20 protein-coding genes are annotated in these 26,228 nt (G+C 48.9%); 13 read left to right on the top strand and 7 right to left on the bottom strand.

Going from position 1 to position 26,228, the window contains the following annotated elements:
- Positions 1–199: 199 nt before the first annotated feature.
- The 3 genes from BZG75_RS02860 to BZG75_RS02870 all read left to right on the top strand — a co-directional run bounded on the left by BZG75_RS02860 (position 200) and on the right by BZG75_RS02870 (position 3,558).
- A complete protein-coding gene (locus BZG75_RS02860) occupies positions 200–2,074 on the top strand; it encodes an alkaline phosphatase D family protein (protein ID WP_077576173.1) in 1,875 nt (624 codons plus the stop codon).
- 103 nt (positions 2,075–2,177) lie between these two features.
- The gene (locus tag BZG75_RS02865; RefSeq protein ID WP_025744348.1) at positions 2,178–2,417 is read left to right on the top strand and encodes a YdcH family protein; all 240 of its coding nucleotides are present in this window, start codon (positions 2,178–2,180) and stop codon (positions 2,415–2,417) included.
- 13 nt (positions 2,418–2,430) lie between these two features.
- Complete coding sequence (locus BZG75_RS02870) at positions 2,431–3,558, top strand: PQQ-dependent sugar dehydrogenase (RefSeq protein WP_077576137.1); 1,128 nt, start codon at positions 2,431–2,433, stop codon at positions 3,556–3,558.
- A gap of 247 nt (positions 3,559–3,805) precedes the next feature.
- Here the strand turns inward: BZG75_RS02870 and BZG75_RS15605 are convergent, their stop codons facing one another.
- Entirely contained in the window at positions 3,806–3,931 is a 126-nt protein-coding gene (locus tag BZG75_RS15605; RefSeq protein WP_274532548.1) for a hypothetical protein, read from the bottom strand.
- A 133-nt stretch (positions 3,932–4,064) separates the two neighbouring features.
- Between BZG75_RS15605 and BZG75_RS02875 the strand changes: the two genes are divergently transcribed.
- Entirely contained in the window at positions 4,065–5,072 is a 1,008-nt protein-coding gene (locus BZG75_RS02875; protein WP_077460877.1) for a glycine betaine ABC transporter substrate-binding protein, read from the top strand.
- Positions 5,073–5,150: 78 nt separating this feature from the next.
- Here BZG75_RS02875 and BZG75_RS02880 read toward each other — a convergent pair whose 3' ends face one another.
- Positions 5,151–5,990 carry a 2OG-Fe(II) oxygenase family protein gene (locus tag BZG75_RS02880; protein WP_077460876.1) on the bottom strand — a complete coding sequence of 280 codons (840 nt, stop codon included), beginning with the start codon at positions 5,988–5,990 and terminating at the stop codon, positions 5,151–5,153.
- Between the two features lie 191 nt (positions 5,991–6,181).
- Between BZG75_RS02880 and BZG75_RS02885 the strand changes: the two genes are divergently transcribed.
- Positions 6,182–6,562 carry a glutaredoxin family protein gene (locus BZG75_RS02885; RefSeq protein WP_077460875.1) on the top strand — a complete coding sequence of 127 codons (381 nt, stop codon included), beginning with the start codon at positions 6,182–6,184 and terminating at the stop codon, positions 6,560–6,562.
- 123 nt (positions 6,563–6,685) lie between these two features.
- Here BZG75_RS02885 and BZG75_RS02890 read toward each other — a convergent pair whose 3' ends face one another.
- Together BZG75_RS02890 and BZG75_RS02895 are read right to left on the bottom strand one after the other, a co-directional pair.
- Entirely contained in the window at positions 6,686–8,101 is a 1,416-nt protein-coding gene (locus BZG75_RS02890; RefSeq protein ID WP_025744878.1) for a Na+/H+ antiporter NhaC family protein, read from the bottom strand.
- On the bottom strand, positions 8,098–9,258 hold the full coding sequence (locus BZG75_RS02895; protein ID WP_077460874.1) for a trans-sulfuration enzyme family protein: 1,161 nt from the start codon (positions 9,256–9,258) through the stop codon (positions 8,098–8,100). Before BZG75_RS02895 ends, BZG75_RS02890 begins: the two co-directional genes overlap by 4 nt.
- Positions 9,259–9,492: 234 nt before the next feature.
- Between BZG75_RS02895 and BZG75_RS02900 the strand changes: the two genes are divergently transcribed.
- Together BZG75_RS02900 and BZG75_RS02905 are read left to right on the top strand one after the other, a co-directional pair.
- Positions 9,493–10,005 (top strand): hypothetical protein, encoded by a 513-nt coding sequence (locus BZG75_RS02900; RefSeq protein WP_077460873.1) that lies wholly within the window; start codon positions 9,493–9,495, stop codon positions 10,003–10,005.
- An 89-nt stretch (positions 10,006–10,094) separates the two neighbouring features.
- A complete protein-coding gene (locus BZG75_RS02905; protein ID WP_077460872.1) occupies positions 10,095–12,014 on the top strand; it encodes a putative bifunctional diguanylate cyclase/phosphodiesterase in 1,920 nt (639 codons plus the stop codon).
- On the opposite strand, the gene BZG75_RS02910 is transcribed toward BZG75_RS02905, so the two are convergent.
- Positions 12,015–13,373: a hypothetical protein gene (locus tag BZG75_RS02910; protein ID WP_077576138.1), complete on the bottom strand. Its 1,359-nt coding sequence runs from the start codon at positions 13,371–13,373 to the stop codon at positions 12,015–12,017. It abuts the gene before it with no gap.
- Positions 13,374–13,865: 492 nt separating this feature from the next.
- The gene (locus BZG75_RS02915) at positions 13,866–14,810 is read right to left on the bottom strand and encodes a chemotaxis protein CheV (protein ID WP_077460871.1); all 945 of its coding nucleotides are present in this window, start codon (positions 14,808–14,810) and stop codon (positions 13,866–13,868) included.
- Positions 14,811–15,225: 415 nt separating this feature from the next.
- Here BZG75_RS02915 and BZG75_RS02920 point away from each other — a divergent pair, with 415 nt between their 5' ends.
- Both BZG75_RS02920 and BZG75_RS02925 read left to right on the top strand, forming a co-directional pair.
- A complete protein-coding gene (locus BZG75_RS02920; RefSeq protein ID WP_025744876.1) occupies positions 15,226–16,155 on the top strand; it encodes a chemotaxis protein CheV in 930 nt (309 codons plus the stop codon).
- Between the two features lie 282 nt (positions 16,156–16,437).
- Positions 16,438–16,743 carry a DUF496 family protein gene (locus tag BZG75_RS02925; RefSeq protein ID WP_077460870.1) on the top strand — a complete coding sequence of 102 codons (306 nt, stop codon included), beginning with the start codon at positions 16,438–16,440 and terminating at the stop codon, positions 16,741–16,743.
- Positions 16,744–16,791: 48 nt separating this feature from the next.
- Here BZG75_RS02925 and BZG75_RS02930 read toward each other — a convergent pair whose 3' ends face one another.
- The gene (locus BZG75_RS02930) at positions 16,792–18,507 is read right to left on the bottom strand and encodes an IucA/IucC family protein (RefSeq protein ID WP_077460869.1); all 1,716 of its coding nucleotides are present in this window, start codon (positions 18,505–18,507) and stop codon (positions 16,792–16,794) included.
- Positions 18,508–18,711: 204 nt separating this feature from the next.
- Between BZG75_RS02930 and BZG75_RS02935 the strand changes: the two genes are divergently transcribed.
- The 4 genes from BZG75_RS02935 to BZG75_RS02950 all read left to right on the top strand — a co-directional run bounded on the left by BZG75_RS02935 (position 18,712) and on the right by BZG75_RS02950 (position 26,208).
- The gene (locus BZG75_RS02935) at positions 18,712–20,904 is read left to right on the top strand and encodes a TonB-dependent receptor (protein WP_077460868.1); all 2,193 of its coding nucleotides are present in this window, start codon (positions 18,712–18,714) and stop codon (positions 20,902–20,904) included.
- 111 nt (positions 20,905–21,015) lie between these two features.
- The gene (locus BZG75_RS02940; protein ID WP_077460867.1) at positions 21,016–23,682 is read left to right on the top strand and encodes a GNAT family N-acetyltransferase; all 2,667 of its coding nucleotides are present in this window, start codon (positions 21,016–21,018) and stop codon (positions 23,680–23,682) included.
- Positions 23,683–23,692: 10 nt separating this feature from the next.
- Positions 23,693–25,012, top strand: a complete 1,320-nt coding sequence (locus tag BZG75_RS02945) for a lysine N(6)-hydroxylase/L-ornithine N(5)-oxygenase family protein (RefSeq protein WP_241824064.1) — start codon at positions 23,693–23,695, stop codon at positions 25,010–25,012.
- On the top strand, positions 25,012–26,208 hold the full coding sequence (locus BZG75_RS02950; RefSeq protein ID WP_077460865.1) for an MFS transporter: 1,197 nt from the start codon (positions 25,012–25,014) through the stop codon (positions 26,206–26,208). The genes BZG75_RS02945 and BZG75_RS02950 overlap by 1 nt, the downstream gene beginning before the upstream one ends.
- Positions 26,209–26,228: the final 20 nt, after the last annotated feature.

The raw sequence follows: 26,228 nt of genomic DNA on the forward strand, positions 1-26,228 counted from the left end.
CGGTGCAACCCTTTTTTCAATAAATCCCCACACACTCGGCTCGAATGGCTAAAAAGGCAACAAATCAGACGATTAAACTATCTTCTTTGCACTCACGTAGGTAAAAGTGCAAATATACAACCCAGTAGCCCAAGCTGATTTCGAGGACCCAGAGACATTGGATAAAGACGCATCGCTCCCACTCTTTATTGCCGGCCCCATGCTACGGCGTACGACACAGCATGAAGTGACGTTATGGTCAGTGCTAACACAAAAGCCCGAAGATGGCACCGTGTCAGTTTATCAGCACAACCAGATATTAGCATCCATGCCATTGTCAGCCGGACATTGGTTTCGTCTTGGCGAGCGTGCGTGGGTCGTGCTTCATCATCTCCGGTCGGCTCATGGGTTTCCCGTCGATCTCCCGTTGTCATACGATATACAGATCAACCACAGGGGAATGGCGGACATCCAACCGGATATCTTGTATGACAACGAGCAAGCGCCCTCTTTTTGTATTCCCTCAAAAGCCACCCACATCGCACATGGCTCATGCCGACATCCTCACCATCGCTGCGATGATGCCCTCGTCACTCTCGACCAACATTTGGCCACGACCCCGATGATACAATGGCCCAATATGTTGATTATGAGTGGGGATCAAATCTACGCAGATGACGTCGCCACGCCGATGCTGCAGCGTATTCGCCGGTTAATTGCCGTATTAGGTCTTAAAAATGAGTATTTCGAGGCCGCGCCTATTGTCGACTGCCGTGCCTTGGATACACATCCTGACAGCTATGTTCAACGTGGCAAGCTCCTCCCTAGCCAGCGCGCGGAAAAGGGCGGCCGTTTAGAGAGACTGTTTGGTCAACCACAGCCTATTTTTACCTCCAAAACCGTCTCCAATCACTTGATAAGCTTTGCAGAACACGTCGCCATGTATTTGCTGGTTTGGGCTCCCGTTTCTTGGACGCTAACAGACGGACCTCATCTTCATCCCCCCAGTCAACTTACCGACAGTCAACGCGAACGCTATCAACAAGAAACACTCGCACTCAATGCGTTTCGTTCCGGTTTAACCGGTGTGCAGCGACTATTCGCACATCTATCAACCTATATGATCTTTGATGACCATGACATCACGGATGATTGGAACATCACCGTCGGTTGGGAGCAGGCCGCGTATCTCAATCCCTTTTCTCGTCGCATTATCGGCAATGGTCTGATGGCTTACTGGTTGTGCCAAGGTTGGGGCAATGCGCCCGATAACTTTGGCCAAGACTTTCTCACTACCGCCCGCCAAAGCGCCTATCAGCCCATCAGTGTTTGCGACCTGGACACACAAACAGAGACGCACCAGGCTATGGTGGAGCAATGTCTGCGCTTTGAGCACTGGCATTACACGGTACCAACCACGCCACATCTTGTTGTGTTAGATACACGCACTCGTCGCTGGCGATCCGAGTCACGAATGAATAAACCGTCGGGCCTGATGGACTGGGAAGCACTGATGGATTTTCAACATGATCTGTTAAGGCATGATAGCGCGGTGATCGTCTCTGCCGCTCCCATGTTTGGCGTTAAATTTATCGAGGTATTACAGCGAATTGCGACCTGGCTAGGCGCGCCGACTGTCGTCGATGCCGAAAACTGGATGGCCCACCCAGGGAGTGCCAATACGCTACTCAGTATTTTTCGTCATCAACGTACGCCCACCAATTACGTGATTTTATCTGGGGATGTGCATTACTCGTTTGCTTATGATATTCGAATCCGATTTCGCACCCATAGTCCGCGTTTGTGGCAAATAACTGCCAGTGGTTTCAAAAACCGCTTCCCCGAGCCACTTCTGAGCTTTTGCGAGTGGTGCGATCGCGTTTTATTCAGCCCACTGTCTCCACTGAATTGGCTCACTAAACGCAAGCGTATGCGCATTGATCGGCGCGACCCTGATACGCCAGGCCCGAAGCGTCTCGTCAATGCCAGCGCCGTAGGATTGGTCACCTTGAATGAAGATGGCTCTCCACGCACCATTAGCCTTCTGAAGACCGATGGTCAACGCGTCTCTTTTCCCGAAAAGACAAAGACCTAGACAGCTCGCCTACTACATCACCGTGATTATCATCGATGAAATTTGGATAATCGCGGTAAGCAGGCCTAACCTTATAAAAGGCAGGCCGATAACAGGAGGCTGTATGCAAGGAGAAAACCACGCACTCGTTTTTGATTTCCCGGAGCATCGCGATCGTATCCACCACCTTAAGCAATATGACCCCGCGTTTCAGCTCGATGCGCAACGCTATCATCAACTCGATCACCATATTCGTGGTTTAGAGATGAACCAAATCCCCACCAGCGACGACATCTTTACTGCCATGAAACGACAGCGCGCGCACCTCAAAGACCGCTTGTACGAAAAACTACGCACACATTAATGGGAGGTGAGCAATGCGTTTGTCGCATTCACTGTGCTTGGTCGTTCTGTTTCTTGGGACAATAGGGGCTGCAGAGGCAAAAACCATCAACACGGAGGCGGTGAGCCTTCGTGTTGAAACACTGAAATCCGGCTTTTCTCATCCATGGGGGATCACTGAGCTTCCGGATGGCGATCTACTGATTACCGAGCGTGACGGCAAGCTTAAACGGCTGACACCCAATGGGCTGGTCGTCTCCATTTTAGGCACCCCAAAAAACGTGTTTCAAGAGGGGCAAGGGGGACTATTAGATATCGCCTTGGCACCTGATTTTGCGACCAACCAGCGTTTATATCTTTCCTATGCCGCCGTCGACGAGCGAGGACAAGCCGGTACTGAGGTTATAATGGCCACACTGTCTAAAGATGTACTGATTGACAGTCGTGTTATTTTTAAAGCCTCTCCCAAACGCAGTGGCGGGCGCCATTTTGGCAGTCGTTTATTGGTCACTTCTGAGCACCTATATATCACGCTCGGCGATCGTGGCCACCGCGATCGCGCGCAATTTGCCGACGATCATCTGGGCACGCTCGTGCGTCTTAATCTTGATGGTACAGTGCCGAAGAGTAATCCCTTCCTACAGGCGGATGACAAACGTGCGGAGGTGTTTAGCTTCGGGCACCGAAATATCCAAGGCATCGCCCTCGATAACACAGGCACACGTATTTGGGCACATGAGCACGGTCCCCAAGGTGGCGATGAACTCAACGTTATCCTCGCCGGTGAAAACTATGGCTGGCCGACTATAACATATGGCGTTAACTATGGACTGGGCACACAAATCGGAGAGGGGACATCAAAACCAGGGATGCGCCAACCGGTTTATTATTGGGATCCGTCAATTGCACCGTCAGGCATGATCATGGTTGACAGTGATCGCTTCCCAATGTGGCAAGGCAACCTGCTGCTTGGCTCTTTAAAATTTGGGCTATTAGTCAGGCTAGTATTGGAAGATGGCAAAGTGATTCATGAGGAGCGGATGCTTGATGGCGAGTTTGGCCGCATTCGCGACGTAATACAGGCACGTGACGGCAGTTTACTCATCCTCACTGATAGAAGAAATGGCAGTGTATTGCGGGTCACACCATTACCTCAGTCGTAGACCGTTATCTCAGTGGTAGATAGGCGCTAGGAAAGACTGGACGTCAGCTCGCCATCATTGTGAGGCATCGATAGACGATATTGCTCACCATCGTAATCTATATTGGTGATTAACCACGCGCTTCGTGACTTAGAGCGTTCATCAAATTGAAACCCACAATGATAGCGACCGCCCATCAAACGGCAGTTCGTTATAACACCACTGATACCCATATCTTGACTTGCAGTGGTGTCGGTCAAACTCAACTTTAGTCGGTGTCTGAATATGAACACGCACCAAGATTCCCCCCCAACTTCAGTACCGCTTGAGTGACAGCTAACAGCGATGACTTCTTGTTTTTTTCTATCGCATTGAGTTGCTCTTTTCTTGACATAATGACGATCGTTAGCTTCCGTTAATATGAATTTCAGTATTTTCATCAAGATCGGTTGCCCTGAGTATAGATCGCGCTCTTACCTCATGTTACTTTTTCGACACTTAAAGCACTTACCAAGCAAGGACACGCCATGATAACGACACCAAATCGGCTGCTGGTTAGCATCCTATTCGTTTGCGCCACCACAGCGCAAGCCAATGAAAACAAGGCTTGCGGCGATGTTTCCATTGCTGATATGAATTGGAATTCAGCCACTTTAATGGCACATGTCGATCAGTTTATCTTGGAACATGGTTACGGATGTAATGCGTCTTTGGTTCCAGGCGATACCATGCCTACTGGTGTCTCAATGACAGAAAAAGGCGAACCTGATATTGCGCCAGAGTTTTGGACCAACTCTCATAAAGCAATGTTAGATAAAGGCGTCAATGAGGGGCGGCTCCGCTATGCCGGTGACGCGTTCTCACAAGGCGGCAACGAAGGCTTTTGGGTCCCCAAATACATGGTTGATAAACACCCTGAGCTAGCAACGATTGAGGGCATTAAAGCCCAGCGAGATCTTTTCCCGCATCCTGAAGATCCCGATAAAGCAGCATTCATGGGTTGCCCCGCGGGATGGACGTGTCAAATCTCCGCTGAACATATTTTTAACGCCCTTGAGCTCGACAAAGCCGGCTTTGAAATTGTCGATCCAGGCTCCGCCGCTGGATTGGCCGGCACCATCGCACGTGCTAACGAGCGACAAAACCCTTGGTTTGGCTATTATTGGGCGCCGACGCCTGTGATGGGAAAATATGAAATGGTTGAGGTCGACTTAGGCGCTGATGTCGATCTGGAACACTACAAACAATGCATCACCCAGGCAGATTGCCAATCACCTAAGGTCACTGCATTTCCGGTCTCTCCCGTACACTCTTTGACCACTGCATCCTTTGCCGAGCAAGCGCCAGCAGCATTTAACTATATCAATCGCCGTGAATACGATAACCAAGTGATGAGTGACATGCTGGCTTGGATGGATACCTACCAAGCGGACGGTGAAATAGCCGCTGACGAATTTCTACGCCGCTATCGCACTGAATGGCATCAGTGGGTCGACGAAAAAACGGCACAGCGCATTGAAGACGCCTTGCAGTAGAAAGAGAAGCACACTTGCTGACCAGGTAAATCATCCTTGCCAAGGCAGACCCCCCTTGGCAAGGATAAAGGACAGACACTAGATCACGCCCAGCTCACGCAGACGTTCCATTAAGTAGCTTTTCGCAGTGTGGCGAGAAGACAACACCACTTCTGGTTTGGGATGCAAAAACAGTGGTAAGGAAATACGTGCTTTAGTTTTATCCGCCCCCTCAGGGTTTATCACGCGATGGGTGGTTGATGGGAAATAGCCGCCCGATGCCTCTTGCAGCATATCACCAATATTGACAATCAAATTGCCAAAATCACACGGTACATCCAACCAACTACCATCTTTGGCTTTCACCTGCAGGCCCGGCTCATTCGCCGCCGGAAGGATAGTGAGCAAGTTAATATCCTCATGCGCGGCGGCCCGGATTGCACCTAGCTCTTCATCACCGTTTAACGGCGGATAATGTAATACGCGCAGTAACGTCTGTTCACTCCCCGCAATCATACTCGACAGTGATTGTGAGTAGTGCTCACTGACGCTGACAGGCGATTGACGCTCAACCCAAGACAACAAGGTTTCAGCTAAACTGGTCGCTTGTTGATAATAAGATTGCAGGTTATCTCGTCGTGCTTCAGGACACTGCCCCCAAGGGTAATAATGAAAGAACTCCTTTAGATCACGCTTGGTATGGCCTTTCGCCGTTTCCGCAATTTTAGCGGGGAAAAAGCCATCTTGCGTGTCTGACTTAAAGGTGAAATCGTGCTTTTCCTCGGTGTTAAAAAAGCCTTCCCACTCTTGGTAAATATCAGCGACTCGCTGCTGTTGTAGCGGGTGGTTTTTAAGAACGCCAAAGCCTGTTTCACGTAAAGATTCAACAAATGCTTGCTCCGCATTCGGTGCTTGGAAGTCAATAGCTTGCAGTATCATAGGGTACTCGTAATCGTTTGCTTTTTATCGTGAGGTTGTCGCATGCATAGTCTAACAGCGCGATCGAGAGGCACAACGCGATTCTGTACTCAGGTGGAAACACTTTATTTCCATACAGAAACAATATGTTAACGATGAGCAAACGTGTTTGGCGTGTTACACTCTGGCTTTATTGAACGCATGGAGGTTATATGGGCGTTATTCGTTGGATCCTTGGAAAAATTATTCTCGTTGTCGAGGCCTTAACCAAACCTAAGTCTCCCAAGTTAAGTGCAGAACAAACACAAGCACTTGAGCGGTTGTCAGAACAATTCACGCTCTATCAATTTGCTGCATGCCCGTTTTGTGTCAAAGTTCGTCAGGCGAGTCGCAAACTGGGGCTACCTTTGGCGGTTAAAGATGCCAAACGTGATCTGGCCGCACGGCAAGCGCTTGAGCAAGGTGGTGGCCGTATTAAAGTGCCCTGTTTGCGTATCGAAGATGATGCTGGAGACACGCGTTGGATGTACGAATCGGATGACATTATCGCGTATTTAAATCAGCAAACAGCACCAATCATCAACAAGATCTAGCCAATCGTTTAGAGGGGGCTTTTTTGGTAACAACGCCCCTGCTTGCCTTTACGCCTCAATGCAGTAACAACGCTTGCATTGAGGTTATTCAACCGCCCGCGCCATCGCTTGGGGAGTCTCTCTTTAAATACTCCCTAAGACCGCAAATGCCACTGTGCTGACAGCTCCCACGACCATAACGTAAGGAAATTGCGTACGGATATGATCAACGTGATCATTGCCTGTTGCCATCGACGCAACAATGCCGGTATCACTGATTGGTGACGTCATATCGCCAAAAATCGCCCCAGATATCGATGCGCCAATCATCAAGTGCGGGTCAATGCCTGCCGCAGCGCCAACCTGAATACCTATCGGGATCATGATTGCAAACGTGCCCCACGAGGTCCCGGTCGCCAGTGACATGATAGCGGCAATCACAAAGACAAAAGCGGCTGATAATCCCGCAGGCAAAATGCCATCAATCACCTGAGTGATGTAGTGTCCCGTATGTAAGTCTGCCGATAAATCCCCCATTAAAAATGCCAGCGACATAATTGCCCCCAGAGGCATCATATTGGCGTATCCGGCTAACAGGTGGCGGAAAAAGGCATCTAACGACAAGACACGCGTGCCGATAAAGAAAGCCATCGCGACCGCAGTCCCTCCCATCACCGCCCAAAAAACAGCAGTCGAGCCAGACCCAGAGGCAATATCGCCATTACCGGTGATAAACAGGCCCACCGGCACCATTAAAATGGTGCTCAGTAACGGCAGAACAAAATAGCTCACTTTGCCTAGCGGCTCATCATCGCGCTGATGATCGCCAGCAATAGGAAAGGCGCCCTCACGCAGTACTTGCCCGGCTGCTGCACGTTGGTCAGCTTTCGCCATTGGCCCCCAACTCGCCCCAGTGAGCACATAAAACAGCACTGCTAGCAAGGAGAGCCACGCCATTAAGTTGTAAGGAATAGCGTGCAATAGAATGTTGAAGGGCTCCCCTTCAACATAACCTTTGCTGACTTGCACGCCGATAATCGCCATCATCGCGGCACCCCAACCATTGATCATCACACTAGAGCAGGTCGCGACGCAGGATGACTGGATCACATAGGCGAGCTTCTCGCGAGAGACGCGATAGTGATCGGCTAAATCACGACTCACCGTCCCCGCTGACATAATGGAAATGGAGCTTTCAATAAAAATCAGCATGGTGGTGACCATCGCGAGCAACTGCACCGCAATCGGATTTTTCACCAATTGAGCACGCTCGGTGAGCGCATGAATCACGGCCCGCGTGCCACCAGTGACTTGGATAAGACGAATTAATCCACCCACCATAAAACAAAACAAGATGGTGCGCGTGTTTCCCGCACTGGCAAACACACCAATATAACTATCCAGTGCCTTGGCGACGCCAGCGAATGGATTGAAATTGGCGATCACGGTATAACCCACCATCGCCCCTGTCAGTAGCGACAAAATGACCTGACGCGTGACCACCGCAAGCACAATCGTGACCAGGGGCGTCACCACCGTCCAGACGCCATAATCGGTCATGATGCCTCCTGATCGAGCGCATACAGGAGATCATCAATCAAGTCACGACTGTCTTCAATGCCGACCGAGAGCCGGAAGGTGGTATCGAAAACCCCCATCGCCTCGCGTTCCTCTTCACTCATGGAGCCGTGAGACATGGACGCTGAATGGTTAATCATACTTTCCACACCACCCAGCGATTCCGCCAAGATAAAGTAACGTAAGCGGCTTAAAAATCGCTCGCTTTCGACCCGCGTGCCTTTTAACTGAATGGTGACGACTGCTCCCCCTGAGCGCATTTGCGTCTGACAAAGCGCATGTTGCGGGTGTGACGGTAAGCCCGGATAGAAAACCGCTTCAATGGCAGGGTGGTTTTCCAGCGCGGTCGCAACGTTTAGCGCATTATCGCATTGACGCTGCATACGCAGATCGAGCGTTTTTAATCCGCGTAACGCGAGATAAGCATCAAATGGCGAGGCAATTGCGCCGACCGTGGTTTTGGCAAAATCAATTTTTTTCGCCAAGGTTTCATCTGCGGTGACCAGCGCGCCGCCAATCATGTCAGAATGCCCACCAATGTATTTGCTGGTCGACAACATCACAATATCCGCCCCCAAGCTCAGTGGCGTTTGGTTCCAGGCGGTCGCAAAGGTGTTATCCACACAGGTTAATAAGGCATGCTCGCGGGCAAACTGGCAAATCGCAGCAATATCAACCAGTTCTAACAAGGGATTCGTCGGAGTTTCAATCCAAACCATGGCAGTACTTGGTTTGACGGCTGCCGCCACGGCGTCCAAGTCATTGAGATCAACATAATCGACACTGAGTCCGTTATTGCGGGCGCGGAGTTTGTCGAACAAGCGATGTGTACCCCCATACACACCACGCATCGCAATAATGTGCGCGCCTGCGGGTAGCAGTTCTAAGGCCAAGGCTGTCGCAGCCATCCCCGAGGCCGTCGCGGTCGCATAACAGCCTTGCTCGAGCGCCGCCAACGCACTCTCGTAAGCATATCGTGTTGGATTGCCAACACGGGAGTAGCCAAAGTCTGCTTGATGGCTCAGATCGGGCTGAATAAAGCTACTGGCGGTATAAATCGGAGTAAAAGCCGCATGGTGACCTTTGTCGGTTTGATCACCACCATGAACAGCAAGGGTAGAAAAATGAGGATTTCTCATGTCAGAGCTCTTTATTGGTATAAAAAATCGTCAAAATGGCAAATATAAGTCATTATCACGACTATAAAACATAATGACATGATAATACCCGCACAAATAAAAACTTTAACAGAATTATATTCTATTACGTTCTATATAATAACTGAGGGCATGTTAGCGATTTATCCGTACTTTCTTGAGGAAGTTACCCGCTCAAGCTAGGTTTAAAAAATAACAGCACAAGGAAGGAACAACATGGTAACCATCGAGAGTGCAACGACACAGTCGCATAAAAAGCGCAGCACACACTTTCTTTTGATAGCGACAGTATTCTTGGCATTGCTAGCATCACGTGTTGAAGCTACGCCAATGCTGAAGATATCCGGTGACGTAGCAAAACAAACGCTAACCCGTGAACAACTCATTCAGCTGGCGGATCGCACGATCAAAACACAAACGCCATGGACCGAAGGAGAACAGGTTTTTCTTGGTGTCTCTGCCCAAAAACTGTTAGAAACGGTGAATAAGCCCGCACATAGCCTCAAAGCCTATGCGCTGAATGATTATTGGGCGACAATTCCGAGAGACGATATCAAAAAATATAATCCCATCTTCGCGATTAAAAAGAATGGCGACTGGATGCGGGTTCGAGACAAAGGTCCCATTTGGGTTATCTATCCACTCTCGGCCTTTAGCCAACTTGAAAATGAAGTACTACACAGCCGAATGGCATGGCAAGTCAATCGTGTTGAAGTGTTAAAAGAGTAGCGTCCAGCGCCTATATTAAAAAGCACAATGCGGCGAAAAACAGCCGATAACACCACTTGAGATAGAGAGTTGATGAGGTACAAAGTCGAATGGTAAAGCGCCCTCTTATTGCTTTTGTTATGTTTGTCTTCACGGCTCTACTCTTGACCGCGACGGCGCTTTATCAATTTCATCAAGCTTATACGAAACAAACACTTCATACCCAGCTGTCTGCCTGGGCACTTGCCCAAATGGAATTAGAGACCCTCGAGTTTCGAAATGACTTGGCACTCTATCTTGTCGAGGATTCAAGCCCAAGACGATCACTGCTTCTTACCTATGACATCTTATGGAGTCGGTACGATACATTTTTAAGTAGTCAAGAAACAGCGGCAATGCGACGCGCTTTCAATGCCCAACCTATTGTGGAGCGCGCTTTTCGACTCATTCAACGGCATGAGCAGGCTGTGTTAAACGGTGATCGAGAACGGCTTCAAAATTTGCTCAATGAAATAGACATTGTGCTTCCCCAAATTCGTAACTTGATGGTGAATAACTTTACGGGTCCAGCCTCCATCGAACAGCGCGCATTTCTCGATGAGAAAATCAAAGTGATGTACGCTGCAATGTTCATACTCACATTAGTATTGATTTTTTTCGCGTTTCGCCTGTATCGCAATAGCAGCAAGCAACAAGAATTGGCGTGGCAGGATCGCCTCACCGGCTTACCCAACCGAAACTATCTTCTGGACTGCCTGTATAAAGCGGTCCAGCAAAACCGTATACATACCTTACTGTTGATAGATATCCGTCGTTTTAAAGACATCAACGATTTGATGGGGTATGAGCAAGGGGATAAGGCATTAACAAAACTTGCCAGTCAGTTAAACAGCATTTGTTTGCCTTATGGGTATCCATGTGCGCGTGTCAGTAGCAATGAGTTTGCAGTGCTTGCTTACTCGGATGGTCGTCATCTCAGCTTTTTCACCCAACCATTATGTGACTCACTACGTCGTGCTATTGACAGTATTTATCCAGGCCATCGATTGTCCTTGGCAATAGGTATCGCAAAAAGTCTTGATGTTGATACCCACTCAGGAAACAGTCACTGGCAGTTTGCCAATGAGTTGCTTAATAACGCTGACCTTGCCTTAATGAGAGCCAAACAAGCGCCTGTCACGAAAGACAGTATTGACACCTTTAAAACGGAGTATGAACAAGAAGCGCAACAACGTCGTAGGCTCCGCGATGAATTAAAGGCCCACTTGATAGACCCATACCAAGATGCACTTTATGTCGCTTTTCAGCCTATTGTATCGGCGGATCCAAATCGATTAGGTTGCGAGGCTTTAGTTCGCTGGCATCATCCTGAGTACGGGCCAATTAACCCGGAACTTATCGTAAATGTCGCCGAAGAGTCAGGGCTCGGGCAGCGCTTAGGTACGTGGATACTGCAACAAGTTCATCTCGCGCTCAATACAGAATGGCAAAGTATCAATACGCATATTGATATCGCCGTTAACCTTTCCGATTCATTTTTCAATGAGTCTTTAATTGCTGATGTAATAACGATTTTCGCCAAACACCCAGAACAACGCAAACAACTCATTTTTGAAGTCACAGAAACAATGACCATTGATGATATCGGTCGATTCAGTCTTTTGATGAACCAGCTTCGTGATGTCGGGATCCGTATCGCGCTTGACGACTTTGGAACCGGCTGGTCGTCCATGGCAGTGCTCAATCATTTAAGCTTCGACAAAGTCAAAGTCGATCGCTCATTTGTCACTGGCATGGCAGATATAACACGACAGCAAGTGCTCGTTGATACCATTTGCCACATGGCCCACCAACTTGGTATCCATGTGGTCGCCGAGGGAGTTGAAACTAGGGAGCAGTTAACCAGCCTTCAGCAAATGGGGGTCGATGAGTTTCAGGGTTATTTTTTCGCCAAACCCCTATCAGCAATAGACTTTTATGCATTTTGTATTGACTACCTGAACCAGAAGAACGTATTACTTTCCAAGTAATCAATCAAAAACCTCTTCAATATCAACAACTTTTGACCTATTTACTGTGATTTTCCAGCGCTGATAAACGGTTGACTGACCTTTAATCCGTTGGCAGCTGATCAGATTAAATTGATGCCGTTTTTCCACCGAATCTTTTAGCACTTGTCCTTCATTAAGGCGATACAAGCGTTGGCTACCGCGGTCCATTAACCGAGAAAAAGAGCGAAAGTCAAATTTCCATACATCTCTGGTGGTGTCGTATCCCGATAAAAAACGGGTCGTTTCTAGTTGTGTTTTTACCTTAAGTCGTACAACCGCTTCTTCTCGCTGACGCAATTTACCACGGCGTAGCTTTTTCACCTCATCAGGTAAGGTGTTATAGTCAAGGTAATCAAGCCATTCAAGCTGTCGTCCAATTTGCCTATTCGACGTCGGATCAATAAAGCGCTTACGCCATTTGGGGCGACCTCTACGGATCCACCGCCAAAGCGCTTCACGCAAATCATCTTTAAAGATCTCACGTAATGCATAGATCCCTGCCATTGCAAGCACAAAAGACAACGTGATTTCTCCCAGATACTGACGAGCATGAATAATCACCGTGGTCACAAAGAGCATCACAAACGCGGTCGCTGAAGCCTTAGCAAGCTTATTCAGATTTTTGCCCAAAGCCTGTGGAATTTGTCGAATCGTGACAGGAAATTCAATCAATCGGCGTGCTAAACGCATCTTATTGACCATACGCGTTGGATCGCGCACCGCTTTATCCGAGTTATAGCGATTAACCAGTCGATGCGCCTCTTCAGCCTGACATAGCTCAATCAATTGTTGACGGACCGTTTTATACACGTTCCCACGTGGCATATGCGCAAGTAGCGAGAGGAAACGCTGTTCCGTCAACCATGACAAGTAATTATCAATGTTATGATAGTACTTGAGCAGTTTGGTATCTTGCGGTTTATAGCGGCGTAAACGACGCAAAATTTCAACCGCCATTTCAATGGTATCTTCTAACTGCTCAAGAGCATCAGCGTCATCAAGCCCTGATACGGACTCAAAAAAGTCATGCGTCGCTTTTTCCAGTGACAAGGCGTATTGATAGGCATAAAGACTCAAGCTGACGCGATATTGCTCAGTAGGAAGTTTATCGCGACTGGCTAGACGGGCATGAACGAGCGGTAAGTGATAGCGGGACGTGAAATAAGTACGACTATTAGCAAGCACGCGGTAGTAAAAATCGTCTTCAGACAGCACATGTTTACCAAACTTCAGTTCGCCAGGCACGAAAAGGTAGAATGCCACCTCTTGCGCACTCACTTCTTCATTAAGCACCGCTATCCTGACTGACAGCCCTTCATGTTTGTCTACCGTGATCACGACTACTCTCCTGTGAACGCCACCCTGTTTATGCCGCGCCAACCCTGTTACGCGACCGCGCTATGTTTCAACCAAGCAAGATCTTTCAACGAAACAGGCGCTTCGCCTCGCGAGTATCGCATATTTGCTAAGATTCTGTTTGAAAACTTAGGCTCTATTTAAAAACTTAGGCTCTGTTTAAAAACGCAGATCCTGTTTAGAAACGTTATCACCGCTCAAAACAATATGGTTAAATTTTAGCCAAACCGTATAAATTAGGTTTCCTTCCCGCTCTTACCTGACGTGTTACCATTACTTACAAAGAAATTAACGAGGTTATCCACAGATACGGTAGATAACTTTATGCCCCGAACGCTAAATGTAGTTCAACCAACACCATATCTAGTATGCGTTTTAGCGACCCACGAATAATGGTCGTGGCCAGATCCTCACAATGTCATACAAAAAAAGCGAGCCACTGCCCGCTTATGTATTCTCAGACGCCAAGGCTATTTAACTTGCCACAACCTGACGTAAGCGCTCCTGTACCACATTCACTAGAAGATCAGGTTGGAATTTGGAGATAAACCGATTACACCCTACCTTCTCAACCATTGCTTCGTTAAAACTGCCACTCAACGAGGTATTTAGTGCAATGTACAAGTCACTCATTCGGCTATCAGAACGCACTTCGTGCGTCAGTTTGTAGCCATCCATTTCTGGCATTTCTGCATCGGTGATCATCAGCAAAATTTCGTCACTGACATTTTTGCCTTCATCGCACCAGCTCTTCAGCAAATTCAATGCTTCAGCACCGTTTTTCTTGATGATGCACTCGACGCCAAACTGCGACAGTGTTTCACTAACCTGCGCTCGTGCCGTCGATGAGTCATCCACGACCAATACACGCTGTCCAGCCATGTAAGGCGTAATTTGCGGATCAAGCACATCTTCCGACACACCAACTTCATAGGCGACAATTTCTGCCAAGACTTTTTCTACATCGACAATCTCAACCAAACGAGTTTGTCCATCAAAGTCTTGGCGAGTAATCGCGGTCAGGTAGTTATTACGGCCTGAGCTTGCCGGCGGCTCCATGATTTCATCCCAGCCCATATTCTTGATATTAATCACTTGACCCACCAAGAAGGCTTGAATAGTGCGATTGTATTCCGTCACGATGACGTTGCACTCATCAGACATCCCGATGGTTCCCATACCAATCGACTGGCGTAAGTCAATCACTGGGATCGATTTACCTCGGATCATCGCCACGCCACGAATATTAGGATGCGAGCCCGGCATTTGGTTGAGCTTAGGCACCTTGATAACTTCGCGGACTTTAAAAACGTTGATGGCAAAAGGTTGGCTAGAACCTAGATAAAACATTAACAGCTCAAGGCGGTTCTCACCCACCAGCCGTGTCCGCGAATCTACCGAATCTAAAATATTGGTCATAGTTCACTCAACCGTCGTGTTACTGCTCATTCGCATGTATCCGGACACGTATATTTGCTTATCGACGTGCCGCTGTTCACGACTTTTCTATTGTGCTCTGGGCACCGAGACAAAAAAAAGTCTAGTCTTATTTTAGGTAAGATATGGCGACAGGCAACCTATTTGCTCATATTAGGCATACCTTTCGCCTTACAGCTTACCCGTTTTAGTCCCACATTTTAACAAAAGGTGCGAGGAAAAAGCGTGGCTGACACCACGTTTAAATGAGACTATCAATAAGTTTCAAATATGAGACAATACGGATGGATTAGGTATCTTTTCCCGAATCAGACCCTATCCTTGTATAAGAATAGGTGAACAATGCTAAGGCTGTTACCATAACTAAACGATTGACGATTACACGCAGAGTGATGCTATGAAGAGCAAAGCTAATCAAGCACAAGGCATGTTGATGTTCCGCCTCACCGCCACCCAATCTTTCGCGATTGGTACGCTAAAAGTGCGGGAGATCATTCCTTTTCAGCCGCTCACGGATTTGCCCGGCTCCCATCCAACGGTGATAGGGACCACCAGTTTCCGTGGCATCGCCACCCCCGTGATTGATATGGCGAAAGCTATTGGCTACAAGCCTGTTGCCAAGTCCGAGTGGGCGTCTTGTTATATCATCGTCACGGATTGCCAACGCCGCGTGATGGGTTTTTTGGTACGTGGAATCGATAAAATCAGCGAATGTGATTGGCGCTCTATTTCTGAGCCGCCCGAAACCTTAGGAACGCGCGCGTTCTTAACCGGTGTTATGCACATCGACGATAAACTCGTGCAGCTCCTTGATGTGGAATACATCATGGAGCATATTTTCCCATCCGATCCCGACAAGCTCCATCCTATCTTAGCCGATGTGGATCGTGAAAAACTCAAGCCGATGAATATCCTGCTAGTCGATGACTCCTTAACCGCCAGAAGACAGCTTTCTGAGGCATTGGATAGTATTAACATCCCCTATTTTGTGACGAATAACGGCCTAGAAGCGCTGCAAATGATGAAAAACGCCGCATCAGCCGGCAAGCCATTTGACATCATTGTCAGTGATATTGAAATGCCAGGCATCGATGGCTACGAGCTGGCGTTTGAAATCCGTAATGATGATAAATTGGCAGAAGCATACTTAATCCTGCATACCTCATTGTCCAGTGACATTAGCGTTGATCGTGCTAAACAAGTGGGCGCCCATGAAGCACTCACAAAGTTTGACGCCACCGAGCTGGTACAAGCGATGTTGCGCGGCGCCATGATGAAAACATCGGGTTCATCGGTCAAGTTAGAAGGTAGCCCAACCGACTATTGACGGTCATCGGACGGGCCATGGCTGGGATTGATATGTGTCATAACACTGTCAATGTCAGCCTGTTATCTTTGCCACCATCAAACAAGTTCATCGAGATGTAGGATGGTCGAAAAGGTGTTCGCCTCAGGGTATCTCAGTATCAAGGCTCATACTGACTCTTCTATCGCCCTCTCGGCGACTCAAGTGACCAAAAACTCCCCACCTCAAGCGGAAAAAGGCTGGGTTTGCTGCCGCGCTTGTGGTTTAATTTTTTCATACTTCAAAAAATAGAAGGCGACTATGATGACCAGCGTATACGAGATCGTTAAGCACTCACGACAAAAGAACAAGCTAAAACGCGAAATCCAAGACAACGACAAAAAAATCCGAGACAACCAAAAACGTGTTGTCTTACTCGAAAACTTGTTGGATTACATCCAACCAGAAATGTCGTACGAAGATATCGTCGAAATCATCAAGAACATGAAAGGTGATTATGAAGACCGCGTCGATGACCACATCATCAAAAACGCGGAGATTTCTAAGCAACGCCGTGAAATCAGCCGCACCATCAAAGAGCTCACCAAGCAAAGCAAGAGTGGGAAGTAATCCCGTTGCTTAACCGACTAAAAGAAACCCGCCAAAAGGCGGGTTTTTTTAAATGGCGAGAGGGTTAGCGATAGGCTCACCAAACATGGGCAACGGCCGTTCATTGCTATCATCGTAACCAATGTTGAATCTGACCCGATTGATACACACTTTCTCTTTGGTCTCACTCAACACATCAAACAGCGCAAAACGGGCGCTAAGCGCCGGATGCGCGTGTTGATAAGCCCGAAGCGTATCACCTAACTGGCGATAAAACTGAGTTTCACTAACGCCAAGTGAGACAAACCATGGCGAGATAAAGCGTAACGTCGTCACGAAATGTCCGGTATACAGGTCGTGAACTAGATAGTGTGGTGGCAAGTGTTTAATATTACCTCGTACATCTTTATCCAAGCTATTTAGCTCCGGAAATGGCTGATCGACAAAGCGTAGGTCACCATGAAAATCTTTGATCATACAACCTACAGGGACGTCACCCTCAAGCACTACCGTTATGTTTTGCCCATGGGCGACGAGACCAATCCCGTATTGACACAGCAAGTGATAAAGGGGCACAACAACGTGATCAAACAAACGCTGCAACCATTCGTTAGGCGTTAACGCGGTGCGCGTAATCAGCGCTTCCACACAACTTATCCCATCGCCTCCGGCTTGCATCAACGTCGCCAAACTCATAGGTCGCTGATTCGATAGCAGCAAGCTTTCCGCACGTTCACGCCAAACACATCCCAACATCTCATGGTATTTGTAGCAACTGTCTATCTGCGCCTGATAAGGCTGTGGGCAATATATCCCTGCCACTTCTTGTTGCACGTGCATGCCAAGACGGGACAGTAGATCGTCCTGACTCACACACTCTGAGAGCCATTTTGACAGCACGGGGCCGTGCGCAATAAAGCTGCCGGGCACGCCGCGATAGCAAGACGTATTAAGGATCGTCAGCGCGGTTTTAACATCGTATTTTCCTTGGTTATCCGCACGACTCAAGGTACGAATAGACTGTTGCGCTAGCCACTGCTCAGGACGCGTACCTAAATCAATTATCTTTCCAGAAGCAATTGAAGAAGCGTATTGGCTGTAGATATAACGCTGCATCTGCCAAGGATGAACCATCATGATAAGGTAATCATGCTTATCCGCCGGCAAGCGCGACATAAGCGCGTCATAAGCAGCTGGCGATAGTGTATCGATGAGCAAACTTGCCTGATCCAGCCCCTCACAAAAACCATGTTGTGCGCAGTCTCGATGTACAGCGATATAATGCAAGGCAAAAACGTTACCGTATTCAGGTGCATACTGCTGGCTCTCTTGCTGTCCCCAGCCTAACCGGCCTTTGTTGGCAAGAAACTTAGGGTGTGCATCCAAATAGGCCTGGCGAGCCGATTCAGATAACGCGACCAGTTCATCGGCTGGCATAACATCTAACATTGCAAGATGTTGCTGTTCGGCGCTGAGGGTTTCTTGTAACTCTTCAATCAGCCCACCGAGGTGGAGTGGCGTCATCTTAATCTCTGGCTGTAAATCTATTATTAGCGCGATGAGCTCGGGCTGATGATTATCCCCACGTGACACACTGCCGATATCCACAATCACCATGCCCCATAGGCTCATGGTGGCTGAAAACGACCAGTTCGCATTAGGGAGAGTGAGTTGATAGTCGCGCCCTTCGGTATGAGAGACGGTAATCGCGTTTTCAAAATGAAGCTCTCTGATGGTTTTTGCGAGCAACTTCTGATTGGCTGCTTGCAAATAATTCCCCTGCATTTCCTATGTCCTTTATGCGTTATTTTTCACCAATTTAAGTGAAATGTGGCAATTCGGTTATCAATGTATTGACATAAGGAACAAAGATCAATAATCATAATGATATCCATTATCATTTGATGATGGGAAAAAGGTAGTGATTCAGTAGTACTGCAGGGATGCAGCCTCACCAACCCTGCAGTGTTGTGACGAATAAGGATAATTATGAACACCATAAAAGCAGTCGGCTTTTCACTCTCGCCGCTGGCGTTAGTGATCAGCGCCCATCTCGCCCATGCCGCCCCTTCTGCGGCCAATACCGAAACCATCATTGTGACCGGTAGTAAGATTCAAACGACCATCGCCGATTCCGCCAGCACCAACTGGGTAATCACCAATGAAGAATTAACCCGTGAAATTCAAGGCGGTGAGTCATTAAAAGGCGCGCTCGGGAAGCTGATCCCAAGCTTTGACTTTGGCAGCACCAACGCACGCACCAATGCCTCACAGAATTTGCGTGGTCGCAGCGCGCAAATCATGATTGATGGCGTCGCATTGAATGCCGCGCGCACTATCAGCCGCCAACTGGATAGTATCGACCCCTTTAATGTTGCTCGTGTTGAGGTACTGTCAGGCGCGACCTCCATTTATGGCGCGGGCGCAACCGGCGGTATTATCAATATCATCACCAAACGCGGTGAAGCGGGCGATGCCCAGCTCGAGGTTCACACCGGCGTCACCACTGGGTTTAACAACAGCGACGACCTGACCAAAAAAGCCGCGGTCGCGGTATCCGGCGGCAGTGATACCTTGCAAGGGCGCTTGTCAGTAGCGTATGAAGGCAAAGGCGCGGCCTACGACGGCAATGGCGATCCTATTCTGCCCGATGTGACCCAAACCGATACCCAATTTAATGACAGCATTGATGTGATGGGCAGCCTCGATTACCGCCCAGATGACGAACAGCACCTCTCTCTGACTGCTCAATACTATGATAGTCAGCAGGATACGGATTATGGGATTGATTATGGGCCTATGTTTGCGGGTCTTAAAGACGATTCGCTGATTAAACGCTCCGATGGGCTAAAGCTGGATGAGCAACCCTTCACTGAACGCATGATGCTCAACGCTCAATACAGTAATGCTAACGTCTTTAACCATTCCTTACTGGCCCAAGCTTATTATCGTGAAGAAACATTTGGATTCTTTCCGTTCCCCGTTAGTGCACTACAAATGAAATATCTTGGGGCTTCAGAGCAAAGCAACCAGGTTATCGGCGCAAAAGTCTTGTTCGAGAAAGAATTCGATAATCTAACACTCAACTACGGAACAGACTTTAGCCAAGAGAAATTCGATGCATTTCAGCGTATCTATGATCAAGGAACGAGCCTGACCAGTAATGGACTAGAGTTTAAGCACCTCGGGGATGTAGGTCGTTATCCTGATTTTACTACCCATAATGTAGGCGTATTTGCTCAAGCAGATTGGTCCGTTAACGATAAACTAAATGCCTTTGCCGGATTACGCTACCAGTACACCAAGTATAAAGGCGATGACTTTATCGGTTTTGCAGAGCAAGCCAAAATACTCGTTGGAAAACTAAATAGCGCGGGTACTATCCTCGGTGGCACGACGGATAAAGATATTTGGCTCGCGAATGCAGGACTCAAGTATGAACTGACCGACAACCAACAAGTTTGGGCCAACTTTAGCCAAGGCTTTAATATGCCAGACCCAGGCAAATTCTACGGAAAAGGCAAATATTCAGGTGGCACAGACGCCACTTTAATAGATAGCGTGAGTGTTAAAAATACGGAATTGGATGGGGTAAAAACCAACTCCGTTGAGCTAGGCTGGCGAACTCAGCAACAAGACTATAATGCACAAGTCGCAGCGTACTATTCGATTTCGGATAAGTCGTACAAGTACAACGGAAACTTGGATGTCGAGTTAGATAACGACAAACAGCGTATTTACGGACTTGAAGGGCAGCTCAAATATTATCTTACCGATACGTGGTACAGCCGCGCCCAAGGGCACCTCGTACAAAGCGAGGTAAAAGAGGATGGCAACTGGGATGAACTAAGCATCTACGACGCGAGCCCTTCTACCGCGATGGCGGCAGTCGGCTATGAGAACTTCGATTGGGGCACAGAGCTCAACCTCCAACACGTTGGCGATCTATCTGATCAAGATAATGATCGCATCGAAGGTTACGAGCTTGTCGGCCTAAATGGTTACTACACTTTGCCAATCGGCCAACTTAACTTCGGCATCCAAAACCTGTTCGATAAAAACTATCAGACTATTTGGAGCCAAAAAGCGCAAAAAGTCTATAGTGACTACGGACTTGGCAATTTATTCAACTACGCCGGTGTGGGCCGTACCTTTAGCTTGAGCTACAGCGCCACGTTCTAATTATGTTCCTTTTCGCGCCCAGTCCTCGCTGGGCGCCTTTTCTCCCAATGTGTTTCAACCATAGTTGCACCACAACATTGCCCAATAAGCCCGTGTCTGTAAGGAGTTGTCATGACACATCCCCTGAGTTTGAATGCGTTTTTCAATGCGTTGTTTGTCGAGCACCCACACACGCGTGTGATAAAAGGTCAGCCTGACCACGCCTGTTTTCCGTGCGAGCAGGGCGAATTATTGTTGCCGCTCACCTACACCTCAGCAGCCGGTCGTCATCGCTATCAAGGGGACATACTGTGGCGCGGTGGCGAAGGTGAAGCTGCCCCTACTACCTTTGCCGATGCAGTATGCCGTATCGCCGAGTTGGTACCCGAGTTGAGTGGCGAGCGTATCGATCGCTTTGCATCACGTGTTAGTCAGTCTGACGCCTATGTGCAGCGGGCAGAGGCACATTGGCAACACAGGTTCGCCGACCGCTGGCCACAGCGTTTTATCGAATCGGAGCAGTCTCTGACCGGCGGTCATAGCATGCACCCTGCCCCCAAGAGCAATGAACCACTGACGCCCGAACAGCAAGAGACGTATCTACCCGAATTTGCGCAGTCATTTGCGATTGAATGGTTTGCGGTTGCGCCGGGGCAATGGACAGGTGAAGGGGTCAACCATGATGTACTCGACACCTTGCAATCCTTGTTTGTCGATAGCGTGGGCTTAACCCATGCGGCCAATTTGCCGCAAGGCTGGCTTCCCTTGCCCATGCATCCTTTACAAGCGCAAGCATGGCGTGACAGTGATGACGCACGTGCACTCAAAAACAGCGTGATTGATTTAGCCTTGACCAGTAGCGGCTGGCTGGCGACCTCATCGTCACGCGCCATCTATCATCCCGACCATCAGTGGATGTTAAAAGTCTCTCTGCCTGTCAAGCTCACTAACTCGGTACGGCTATTAACCGCCACTGAAGCCAAGCGTGGTGCCTTACTGAGTAAAATGCTCAACGCAGCCCCCGGACAAACGCTGCAGCAGCGAGCCGCCACGACGACCTTTATCGAAGAGCCGGTCTGGTGCACTATTTTGTCCGCGCAAGGTGAGCCTTTATCACTGCCTCTGGTGAGCTTGCGCGACAATATTTTCGCCCACCAAGCCGATCAAGATGTCCACCTGCTCGCCAGTATCAACCAGCCACATGGGCAAGGCAGCCAAATTGGCGCGCTGATCGCGCAAGCCGCACAACATCATCAATGGACACAGCACGACGCCGCACATCATTGGTTAGCCGCCTTCTTGGACCATATTCTGTATCCCCTGTGTTTGGCACGCAGCGATTATGGCATCTTGTTACTGGCCCATCAGCAAAATATCTTGCTGCGTACCGCGCACGGTTTGCCTAGCGCCATGATGTACAGAGACTGCCAAGGTATTTGGGTCACCGACCCTGCCCCTGCGCTGTTCCCCGATGCATTCAGTGAAGGGTTACCAAGCTGTTACGTGCCAGCCGACAAGGTTGATCCGTATCTGAGCTACTACCTGATTGGTAATACACTAATCAATACACTTTCCGCGATCAGCGAAGCCACCGGTGTCACCGAGCAGCGTTTGTGGCAGGTATGCCGTCAAGCTTTCGCAACTTGGCGAGCGAGCCATCCTGTGGATAGCCGCCTGTATGACTATCTTCTCGACTCGCCGACTCTGCACTGGAAACGGAACTTCCACACTTTCCTCGCCGATCACAATGAAGCGACACTGGCCGATCCCAGCCAAATTTACACGGATATCGATAACCCATTTTATGGTGATAACGCACTGGGCTCATGCGTATTTAAACCGGTCAATCTTGATCGCACCGTGGGGCTTCGCAGCCACTCGCTCGACGCGTCTTATCACCTCATCGACGTGATGGAACATGGTCAAGCCAAAGCGACCTTCGTGCTGCACAAACCGGACAATGACACCGCAACGCTAACCACGCGCTATTGCAATGATCAATCACTCTGGTGGGCGGCGGTTGAGCACGCCTTTTATCAGCATCAGTGCCAAGCACTGTATGCCAGTGATTATCCTCACGCTCTGCAATCCGTCGTCGCCCCCTGCACACCACTGACACTGTCGCAGTTTAAACAACACTGCCCGATTTGGCACCAAGCTCAGTCACCCTCCAATGAGGTATACCAAACCGCAGAGAACGGTTTAACCCACCCAACGCGACCTGAGAAACCACAAGGCGTGTTCTATCGTCGCTACTTTTATCACCTCAAGCGCACACTAACGCTACGTCCAGCAGAAACGAAACGCGATCTTGCTTGCTTTCACGCCTGGCACAACCATCCGGATATTGCCCCGATTTGGGAGTTAGAGGGCTCGCTCAAGTTTCATCGCCAATATCTGCAAAAGGCCCATCACGATGCGCACTTGCTCCCCGTGATTGGCGAGTTTGATGGAAAGCCTTTCGGCTACTTTGAAATTTATTGGGTCGCGGAAGACCGGCTTGGACCTTACTACGATGTCGATGCTTTCGATCGTGGTATGCATATGTTAGTTGGTAATTCCGACTTTTTGGGTCGCCAATACTTTAATACCTGGGCGCAATCTATTATCCATTACTGTTTCTTAGCCGAGCCTCGTACCCGAAACGTAATGGGTGAGCCTAATGCAACAAATTGGCGCGTAGCCCGAATTGCTCGCGGTGTGGGCATGAAAAAACAAAAAGAATTCGATTTTCCCCATAAGCGCGCTGCACTGATGCAATGTGAGCGTAACGACTTTTTCGCACGTTATGCGCAATAAGGATGCAGTTATGACAAGGCATTATTCTATTTTAGGTGTAGGGCTTGGCCCCTTTAATCTCAGTGCGGCGGCGCTGCTGGCTCCCTACAGTCAGTCCATTTCGAATTTGTTTGTTGAGCAAAAGCCACGGTTTGCGTGGCATCCCGGCTTATTGCTGGATGATGCGAAAATGCAAACCTCATACCTAAAAGACATGGTGACGGCCGTCGACCCAACGAGCCCTTACACCTTTATTAATTACCTGGTTAAGACCAAAAAATTTTATCCCTTTACCGCGCGGGGCGAACAGACGGTATCGCGGTTAGAGTTTTCTGATTATATGGCTTGGGTGGCTCATCAGCTTCCCAACACCCAATTCGATACGCCAGTACTGAATATCATGCCTCACGGCTCAGGCTTCGCGGTGAGTACGCCACACGGACAATTGAGCTGCGATCATTTGATCGTTGGCACCGGTACCCAACCGTTTATGCCTGACTGTGCTGCGCCATTTGTGGGTGAGCGGGTCTTTCATGCCAGTGAACTTGCCCTCCGACAACCGGACTTAAGGGGTAAAAAAGTTGCCATTGTTGGTGGTGGTCAAACCGGTGCCGATGTCTTCCAGCATCTCTTTGATGGTGAATTTGGTAAAGTAGCGCATATTGATTGGATTTCTCGCCGTCCTAACCTGCAAGGATTAGATGAGAACCCTTTTACTGATCAGTATTTTATCCCTGATTACGCAGAGCAGTTTCATAGCCTCGACCCCAAGATCAAACACACTCAGCTTGCGCAACAAAAGCTTGCCAGTGATGGGATTACCGACGACTGCTTGCAAGGACTGTATCAACGCCTGTATCACGATAAATATGTGCGCCGGTCACCGCAATGGTGGCGACTGCTTCCAGGACAAACGCTTACTGGGATGCAATCACACCAAGCAGGTTACCAGTTAGCGACCACAGCTACCTTGACCGGAGTAACCACAGCACTCGATGCAGAGGTGGTGATCTTGTGTACTGGTTTTTCTCGCGCACTCCCTCAGTGCCTCGATACTTTAAGCGACCACCTCGACCTTGATGACGAGGGACGACCGAATGTGAATGCTCACTACCGAGTAAAAATGCGTGAAGGCAGTTCACTCGCTTTATATATGATGAATGTCGGCACCCATTGTCACGGTATTATTGAGCCACAATTGAGTCTCGCGGCCTGGCGGGCAGCAACCATTATTAATGCGATTAGCGACACGCCCCTATACGACATTACGCATCATCACGGCTTACTCGACTGGACGCTGACTGAGTCCTCCACACAGTCAGCTCAGATGCAAAAGGTAGCAGGCTGGTAATGGCGTACACACAAACAAAGCCCGCGACACAGACCGCTAAATGGCAGTCTATCACCTTAACGTCTATTGCTGCTCTGATGGGCATTGGACAAAACGGGCTGTTGGTCTCGCTGCCACTGTTAGTGGCACAAGGCGGATTTTCATTGTCAACCTGGGCGGTGATCATAGCGGTGGGTAGTGTACTCTTTCTCCCTGCTGCGCCTTTTTGGGGACGTATAAGCGATCAGTACGGCCCCAAATTTGTGGTTCTTCAAGCCTTAATCGGCATGGCTATTAGCTTTGTCCTGTTACTGATCGCCACGCTGGGCGCGCAAAACAGCCTCAACCAATGGCCTTGGTTAGCATTAGCGCTGATGGCAAGAGTCGTGTATGGCTTAACCGTGGCGGGCATGGTTCCCGCCAATCAGCATTGGGCCGTGTTACTCGCTGGCGAGGCACGCCGCATGCAGGCGATCACCTCAATCAGTATTGGTTTAAGTCTCGGTCGCTTGGCCGGCCCATTAATCGCCTCGGCGGTTTTGATCGTCAGCCCGTATGCCTCACTTGTGCTGATGTTATTACTGCCATTAATCGCCACATTGGTTATCAGCCTCATGCCTCACCGTGAGGGCCAGAAAGATACATCAAGCTCGCCTGTCAGTCAGTGGCTGGCGCCAAAAGCTATTTGGCCCTATATGGGATATGGACTCGCCGTGTGTGCAGCAATTGCCCTATTGCAATACAACCTCACGCCGATACTCCATACCATCACCGAATGGTCTGCCAGTAAAGTTAGCCAGATGATGAGCTATTTGCTTACCTTAAGCGGCATTGCAACGCTCACCGTACAAGTGTTGGTGGTAAAAAAACAGCGTCTAAGCATCGACCACATGCTGGGCATCGGCGCAATCAGCTTAGTTGCAGGTTATAGCTTACTTTTACTCCCTACCCTGGGCGCATTAATCGTTGCTATGCTCGTAATATCAGGGGCCTGTGCGTTGCTGATCCCTGCCTATACTAGCCAAGCGATGCAAAGGCTCGACAATGAACCGGGGAAAGTCAGTGGTTATATCGCTATGGCGCATACGCTCGGATATGGATTCGCGTCACTATTAGCGACATTAACACTTAATTATCCACCTCTTCCCATCATCACTTGCGTCAGCCTTGCAACCATGGTGCTACTGGGCATATTAAATGCAGCATATAAACAGTGAACCAACTAAGGCTCACCGTT

Source organism: Salinivibrio sp. AR640 (assembly GCF_001995405.1).
In the GTDB taxonomy this organism is placed as follows: domain Bacteria; phylum Pseudomonadota; class Gammaproteobacteria; order Enterobacterales; family Vibrionaceae; genus Salinivibrio; species Salinivibrio costicola.